Annotated in this window: 1 protein-coding gene and 2 pseudogenes; all 3 read right to left on the bottom strand. The window is 41.2% G+C overall.

What is annotated here, in order from left to right; all coding sequences use genetic code 11:
- Positions 1-493: 493 nt before the first annotated feature.
- Entirely contained in the window at positions 494-6,985 is a 6,492-nt protein-coding gene (locus tag ESV85_RS21985; protein WP_146921485.1) for a beta strand repeat-containing protein, read from the bottom strand.
- 266 nt (positions 6,986-7,251) lie between these two features.
- Positions 7,252-7,688: pseudogene (locus ESV85_RS21980) on the bottom strand (transcription termination factor Rho); the annotation flags it as partial.
- 264 nt (positions 7,689-7,952) lie between these two features.
- Positions 7,953-8,651 (bottom strand): annotated as a pseudogene (locus tag ESV85_RS22405) (hypothetical protein); the annotation flags it as partial.

Genomic DNA, 8,651 nt, shown 5'->3' with positions numbered 1-8,651 from the left:
CATATTCTGGGGGATCAACTTGAGAAACTAAAACTAGGGGAAGATCGGTTGCTTCTTCCTGAATTCTTCCGGCAGGCGCATTAGGGTCAATTAGCCCTATTACACCAGTATTATCCATTTTTACTCGAGTAGTGAGCGTTTCTGAATTTGAGTTGATTAAAATTGCCCCATCTGAGACAGGATCCGATGTGTCATTGCAAGAATATAGAGCTAGCGCAAGTGCCAAGCCTAGAAGAGATTGTTTTTTTATGAGATATTAAATTGCTTTTTGTGGTATTAATTACGAAGTTCATATACTTTAATTTGAAATTAAATTCTGAAACTTGGTTTTTATTCGAATAATAACACCTGATAATTGTGTATATAGATACAATAATAAAATAATATTTTGAATTAGGTCAAAAAGAAAGGACGGTGTTTTTGGAGTAGACACCAAGACATTTCCCTATTTCAAATGAAAAATAGGGGTGCGAAAATTTACAGTGCGTAAAAATTAGTTTCTCAATAGCTTGATTAGCTGTGTCTTGCTTCCCCATCTAATTTCGATGATATGAAGCCCTGAACGCTGCTTTCGTAGCCAATCTGACACTATTGGAGAAATTTGATCTGGTGAGGAAAGAATTTGTGTATTTCCATTTCCAAGAAAGCTTATGAAACGGAGATAAATCAATTCGTCCAAATATTTATCAGGTTGAGCTAGATCTATTTTAATTTCAGATCCAATTGCACTTGGGTTGGGATAGGCTACCCAGGCTTCGGTGCTTTCTAATGCTTCTGCCTGAATCGATTTTGTATTGCTGTAGCTGAATTTGCCAGCATAATCTACTTGTTTGAGTCTATAGAATATATTTCCACCAGTTCTAGGTAAATCAGAGTCAGTGAAGCTATACTCTGAAGCGGAATCAGAATAGCCTTTTCCTTCTATGCGTCCTATGTTGCTCCATTCTTTGACAGTATTTATAGCGCGCTCAATCTCGAAGTGAGAGTTTTCCCATTCTTTGGCAGTCGCCCAGTTTAAAAGGGATGATCGATTTTCAGGAGAATAAGTTGCGGTGAAATATTGGTATTCTACTTCGAGGATTCTGAGGTTGAGGAAGGAGATGTAAACTATTCCACTACCCCCTCTTCCGCCTCCCAGTCTTCCACCAGCCCCTCCAGAACCTGTGTAGATAATTCCATTTCCACCTGTTCCATCTCGACTTGCAGTGCCTCCTATAATTACTCCTCCTACTTCTCCTCCCAGACCTTGTCTATCTGATTCTCCATTAAAATTGAAGCCAATACCTCCCCCTCCTGCACCATAGCCATAAGTAGAACCCGCAATTACAAAAGACTTTCCTATTCCTCCATCTCCAGGTTTTGATAACCCCACACCTGCACCATCTCCAACACCTCCTATACTACCTGCTCCTCCTCCACCTCCTCCGGCCCGAGCATGATTAGGTTGATTTCCTTTACCCCCATTGCCTCCGTTATTTCCTTGACCAGGGGTTCCAGTTCCTCCACCACCCATGATATTGGTGTTTTGGTCACTAAATGCACCTCCGCCACCAGATGCTCCGTTATTGCCAGCAAGATTATTGAAAGAGCCTCCTCCTCCTCCTCCCAAAGCAGTCATATTAATTGAAATGTTTCCATTTGGGTCCGTAATAGTTGAATTGACAGTGGAGTTACCACCATTCCCACCTTTTATGTTTACCGTATTTGCACCAATACCACCTTGTCCAACTGTTATATTCAAATTATTTCCGGCAGGTATTCCATATGGGTTTGTGCTATTTATTGTAGTAGTAACGTATCCACCACCACCGCCACCACCACCAGTTGAACCCATTCCTCCGCCGCCTCCAGCTCCAACAGCATATGTTGAAAAGCCTACCAGGCCTTCTGGAATTTGCCATTGGTAATTACAAATAAATCGAATAACAGTAGTACCAGATTTAGCTCCATCATCAATTATTTCAATGCAATCTTCTTTATTGGGATCAGGACATGAATAAGAAATAACAACAGAACCATTTGATCCAGGACCACCTCCGCCCGTTGCGTAAATCAAACCTGTTGTTTGCGGATTTGGTAGTGAACTGTCGCGAGTCACATAAGTGTCTCGTGCTGCCCCTGTTCCAGAACTTTGTCCTATTCGTATTCCTAGTGGTTCACCTGGAGTAACAGGAATTGTTATCAGGTTCGTTTGTGGAGCTGTTCCTGATCCTTTGGCCTGAATTGTGATTTCATATATTCCAGCAGGTACGGTGAAGGTCCCATTCTGATCAAAAGTTGCCCCACAGACACTAAAAAAGGCATAGTTCTTTGGATCACTTTGATTTAAATTTATTTCGCAAAGATCAGTCACCTTTTTTATTGACTTGATGATTACTTTATAGACATCGACATTTGGATTTGTTAAAGCAATAGTAGAAAATGCCCCAGTTCCATTTGAAACAATGAATGAACTTGAGGTGTATTCAACTGGAGGAGGTGTTCCATTATCAAGAATATATTTTACTATATATTCTCCATTTGGCAAAAGTGAAGGATTTCCATTTATGACCACCCTTGCAGATCCACCTGCAACAGTTGCGGATACAGCAGAAACTGATGTTAATTGATAATTACGGGTCACATCAATTGTACCTGTGGCGATTAAACCATTTATGCAATTTCCATTAAGTGGAATAGTGTAGGTATATAACCCAGGAGTAACTCCGGCAACGTTTCCAGAGAATTCGATGTTTCCTGTTGAAGAATTAAATATTGCTGTTACTCCAGTAGGTAAACCGGTTGGAGTTCCAATTCCAGTCACTCCAGTCGTGGGTTGAATAAATGGTCTTAAAGCTGGACTAGAAATACAAACACTTGGATAATTTACAGTTGGAAAAGGTGGTTCTCCATTTGCTGCTCTAGGTAAACCTACCGAGGCATAAGGTTGTACTAGAGTCGTGGAGGATGCTAAGCTAGTAGCAATACATCCAGTAGTAGGCTCAGTGTATCTTACAGTGACAGTTTTGGTGCCAGTAGAAAGCCATTGAATTGTTGTAGTTGAATTTGTGGTTCCAAATCCACCCGAGCTTATGATATAATCAGTTCCTAAGGTTCCTGTTATGCTCCAGACATAATTAGACTTTCCAGTTTGAGTTTCATAGGTAATTCCTTGTTGTTCGCAGACTTGTGCACCTGGCGAAGTGGTGAAAGTTGGAACTGGGAGTGGATTAACCGTCAAAGTATTCGATACAGGTGACAAAGAAGTACATCCATTAGAATTGGTGTAGCCAACTGAGACATTTTTAGACCCGGAGGTTAGCCAAGTTAGTGTAACAGTATTACTTGAGGCTCCAATTGCCCCTGAAGTAATGGTGTAATCTGTGGCTGCTACTCCCGGAACTGACCAGGTATAATTTGATTGACCAGATTGAGTAGTATAGGTTACAGAGGAACCAGCACACACTGGAGCAGCAGGTGCTGCTGTAAATGTCGGCACAGGTAGAGAGTTTACCGTCAAGGAATTTGTGGCAGAAGTTACAGTTGAACATCCATTGGGGTCTGTGTAGCTGACAGAAATATTTTTGGTGCCGGAGGTTAACCAGGTTACCGTTACGGAATTGTTTGAAGATCCGATTCCTCCAGAAGTGATGTTGTAATCAGTGCCAGACGTACCGAATCCCGACCATACATAATTTGACTGCCCTGGCTGGGTAGTGTAGGTCGTAGATGCACCCACACAAACAGGAGCAGCAGGAGCTGCGGTGAAGGTTGGAGTAGGTAAGGGATTTACAGTGAAGGCTCCGGAAATGGAAGAAGTTTGATCAGGCCCACAAGTACTGGATACTATAGCATAATAATAAGTTGTTCCAACAGTTGAAGATGATGGAGTATAGGAAGGGGAATTGGTGCTTGGGATTGCTGTTCCAGTGGTATTATTCGCCACTGTATTAGTGTACCATTGGAAGGTTAAAGTTCCTGTTCCTTTGGCAGTAATCGAAATAGGAGTAAAGCTGCTGCCAAAACAAATGGTTTGAGGAGCAAGGTTTTGGGTTAATATTTCAGTTGGTGCAGTGACGGTATACGCTCCTGACACAGCAGTTGGAACTGTTCCACAATTACTTTTTCCAGTAGCATAGTAATACTGTGTTCCATCGACATTGCTTGGCGGCGAAAAATTAGGATTAGTAGCTCCATTGATTAGTGTTCCTCCTGTATTTTGGGGATTGGAATTGCTGTACCATTGATAGGTAATTGTGCCTTCCCCTGAAGCCAAAACAGTTAGTTCAGTAAAAGAATCTCCACGACAGGCAGTGAAGCTATTTGCATCTGGATTAAGGTCAATTACTGTTTGCGGGGGATTTACTCGATAGAAACCTGAAACAACAGAAGTGTCTGAACTACAATACCCTGATACCACTACATAGTAATATAAAATACTTCCAATATCGGTAGAAGGAGGTGTAAATGTATTCAAGTTAGCGCCCACAATTAGGGTACCGCCACTAATTTGTTGGTTTGTATTAACATACCATTCGTAAGTTAAATCAGCCCCATTAGCAATTACTGTTAGTGGATCGAAGCCATCGCCGAAGCATTCTATATCATTTGCTGTGCTTAGCTGGGTGGTGATAGCTGTAATAGGTTCAACTGTAGCATTGGAAAAACTTGAGGTAGCAATAGGACTGCATCCACTTGTTACTTCCACATAGTAATATTTGGTACTAATTGTCCCTGAAGGGGGACTATAGGAATTAGAGTTTGTACCTACAGGACTCGCTCCAGCTTTGGTTGGCGTATCATTACTAAACCATTGATAAGATAATGTTCCTACCCCAGTAGCCGTTACAGAAAGACTTGTAAATGAAGCACCATCACATATTCGTTGATCAGCCATGTTTTGACTGGTAATTTGGGTTGCAGGATTCACAATTATAGTTCCTGTTGCCACCAAAGATAAACAGCCGCCAGTCAGTGGGATCGAATAATTAAATGTGCCTGCTGCTGTTGGCGTACCAGAAATAGTAATAATGCCTCCGGACAATGTTGCACTTAATCCTGAAGGGAGACCATTTGCACCTGAAACACCAGCATTTGAAATCCCTGTTGCTCCTGTAGTAGTATGTGTGATATTTGTGAGAGGTGTGTTAATGCAAAGGGTTGGGGTCGCGGAAGGTCCAGAAACAGTATTGTTAGGAGCAACTGTTATTGTACCGGTTGCACTTACTGAACCACATCCTCCTGTTAAAGGAATAGAATAATTGAATGTGCCAGATGCAGTTGGCGTTCCAGAAATAGTAATTGTATTACCAGCCCATCCTGCAGAGACTCCGGGAGGCAAACCAGTTGCTGCACCGATTCCCGTTGCTCCAGTTGTAGAATGGGTGATGCTAGTTAATGGAGTATTAATACAAAGAGTGGGGGTCGTAGAAGGTGCGGAAGCCGTGTTATTAGGGGTTACTATAATAGTTCCCGTCGCAACTATTGCTCCGCATCCTCCTGTCAAAGGAATTGAATAATTAAATGTTCCTGAAACCGTGGGAGTACCTGATATAGTAATTGTATTAGTTGACCAGGAGGCACTTATTCCTGCTGGAAGACCATTTGCACCTGAGACTCCAGCGTTTGAAATTCCTGTTGCACCAGTTGTAGTATGCGTAATGTTTGTACCTAAGGCCGTATTGATACAAAGGGTAGGAGTGGAGGAAGGTACTGAGGCAGTATTGTTAGGGTTAACAGTAATTATTCCGGTGGCATTTATAGTACCACATCCACCAGTAAGTAGAATAGAATAATTGAATGTCCCTGACGAGGTAGGTGTTCCAGAAATGGTTATCGTATTCGAAGCCCAAGAAGCAGAAACTCCTGGAGGTAATCCATTTGCGCCAGCTACTCCGTTATTTGCTATTCCTGTAGCTCCTGTTGTTGTATGCGTAATATTGGCTAGCGCTACATTTATGCATCTGGTCTGATTTGGGGTCGAGGAATTGACTGTATTATTCGGTATGACAGTTACAGACCCATTTCTAGTGAGAGTAATGGGAACTGAAGAAAAATAACTAGGAGTGGCTGTAATCGTGTAAGTTCCACTTGCTGTCGGAGTTCCTGAAATCGTTAAGGTATTTGTAGTGCCGTTAAAGCTTGATGTTAAACCAGCAGGCAGATTTGTAACTGAGACCGTTGAACCTGTTGGAACAGTGTAAGTAGTGGTAGTAATTGCAGTGGTAACACATACGGATTGATTGTCTGTGCCGGTCGCTGAAGTTAAGGCTATGTAAGAAATCCTGATTTGACCATTTCCACCATAACCTCCAACTTGCTCTGTTCCCGAGGCATTAGTTCTCCTTGCACCACCACCGCCTCCACCAGGAGAACTGCCGTCTTCCCCTCGATTTTGACCATTTGTTAGACCATTTCCCCCTTTCCCTCCTCCGGTAACTGCAGTTGCACCATTTTGATTTGTTGCAGAAATGCCATTTGCTGAAATCCCAGCTGAGGAACCTCCTCCCCCCGAATTATTAGAAATTGCATTAGCTCCATTTCCTCCGCTATACTTTACTGCTCCAACACCTGAAGCTGCTGCTCCGCCAGATGCACCATTAGTTGCGTCATTAAGGATAGAATTGCCCCCCTTGGCCATTAGAGTTGTATTATCTAAAAACCAAGAATCTTCACCAGCAAGCTCCGATAATGAGCCAAAACCTACATAGTAATTGAGACCTTGACCGGGAGTTACGGTTAATACACTTCTAGAATAGGCACCACCACCACCACCACCACCTTCTCCTGAGGTAAGTCTCGATCCCCCTTTTCCCCCAGCTCCCCAAACTTCGACAGTGATGGATGTTACACCTGCGGGTACAGTAAATGTACCTGAGCCGGTGCTTGTAATGATTTGTGGATTCTGCCCCAAAGCTTTCTCGGGTATACATAGCATTGAAACCCCAACCAAAATGGTTAGGAAAAAAATTGAATTTGAAAAAGCCAAAACTTGCTTTTTATTCATAAGTACTATTCAAATGTTCTATATATATGGATGATCTATCACCTTTAGATTTACTATAATTATTACCATTACATTTTTCTGTCTTAGAAATACAATTTTTTATCTAGAAAAGAATAATATTCTGTTAAATATTAAAACATGGTCATAAATATACGTTTTATAATATAAAAAACAAATAAAATATTGAATTGTAAAATGAATGTTACTGATTAGAAAAAAAATTACCGGACTCTTTGGGGTCCGGCTATTCAAATTGGGTATTAAATTTACCCATTCATACTGATCAAGAACTCCGCATTGTCTCGAGTCCCTTTCATTCGGTTGAGTAGGAATTCCATTGATTCCTGAGAATTCATGTCGCTCATCAATTTTCTCAGAATCCATACACGCTACATTTCTTCTTTGTCCATCAAGAGATCCTCACGACGAGTACCTGAATTGAGCACATCGATTGCAGGATAGATTCGTCTGTTGGAAAGCTTACGATCAAGAGCAAGTTCCATGTTACCGGTTCCTTTAAATTCTTCGAAGATTACTTCATCCATCTTAAACATGTTTCTACAAGCGCCGTGGCGATGATAGTCAATGAACCTCCGTTCTCTACGTTACGTGCAGCACCGAAGAAACGCTTTGGCTTGTGAAGTGCATTTGCATCTACACCGCCAGAAAGAATCTTTTCAGAGCTTGGTACCATCACCCCATACTCCTATTTTTAAATCTTTAGTACCGGCAGGCACTGTAAAAGTTCCAGCACCTGGGGTATTAATAATCACAGTTTGCCCATAAGCGTCCCAACCGACCGAAATCAGTAAAAAAAATCAGAATACTTTGAAGTAGATGTTTCCCCATTTTTTAATTTTAGAATTGTTGATTATATAATGAGATGCCTCAAGAGTTCCTATTTTACTTATAAAAAAAAGGGGGGGATAACAGTTTTACTGTCACCCCCCCCCTTTTTTTTTTTGCTTTATTTAAGATTTCCTTCGGTATCAATATATGATCCTATGATTTGTGCGCCACTGTTTATAGTCACTGAGCCATAAACTGTAATGCTATTGCCTTCTCCTAAGAACTCCAGAGTAGCTCCACTATCTAGTTTAAGATCTCCGTAAATTACAGTGCTTCCATGTAATTGAAGTTTGGAATCACTATTGACATTCAAACTTGTATTCTTTTTGAATTGTCCAAAGGCAAATGAACCATTTACAGTCATCAAACCATTGCTGTTTACATTCAGATTTTGCTCTATTGCCAATGAGCCACAGAATGAGAGAGTCCCACCTATATTCACATTTTTCAATACAGTAGAGCCAGCATAGGACTGTGACTCATTGCTATTTATGTTTAAATTGGCACTTCCAGAATAACTAGATAATCCGTCACAGGAAATATCCGTAGTTCCTATGTTTTCAGATAATTTTAATATTTGAAGCCCTCCAGATCCAGCGGCTACGAATACGAATGCTCCTTCATTTCTTACAAAATTGGAAGACCCATCTAGGTCTAATATCCCAAATTGTTTGATTGCGGCTAGGTCAATTACATTTGATATGGAGATTCCCGCAGCACCATTTGCCATGAACAGCAAATTATTATCAACGGATACTGCGTTTGTAACAATGTCACCTGATTCTACATTTTCAGGGCGAATTGGGATAGCTAATTT

Source organism: Algoriphagus aquimarinus, assembly GCF_007997215.1.
Taxonomy (GTDB): domain Bacteria; phylum Bacteroidota; class Bacteroidia; order Cytophagales; family Cyclobacteriaceae; genus Algoriphagus; species Algoriphagus aquimarinus_A.
Note: the sequence above shows the minus strand (reverse complement) of the source record. Positions and strands in the feature narration are given on the sequence as shown.

What these genes read in the sequence shown, in the direction of transcription:
- ESV85_RS21985 (WP_146921485.1), bottom strand. Translation starts at nt 6,985, where the DNA reads ATGAATAAAAAGCAAGTTTTGGCTTTTTCAAATTCAATTTTTTTCCTA.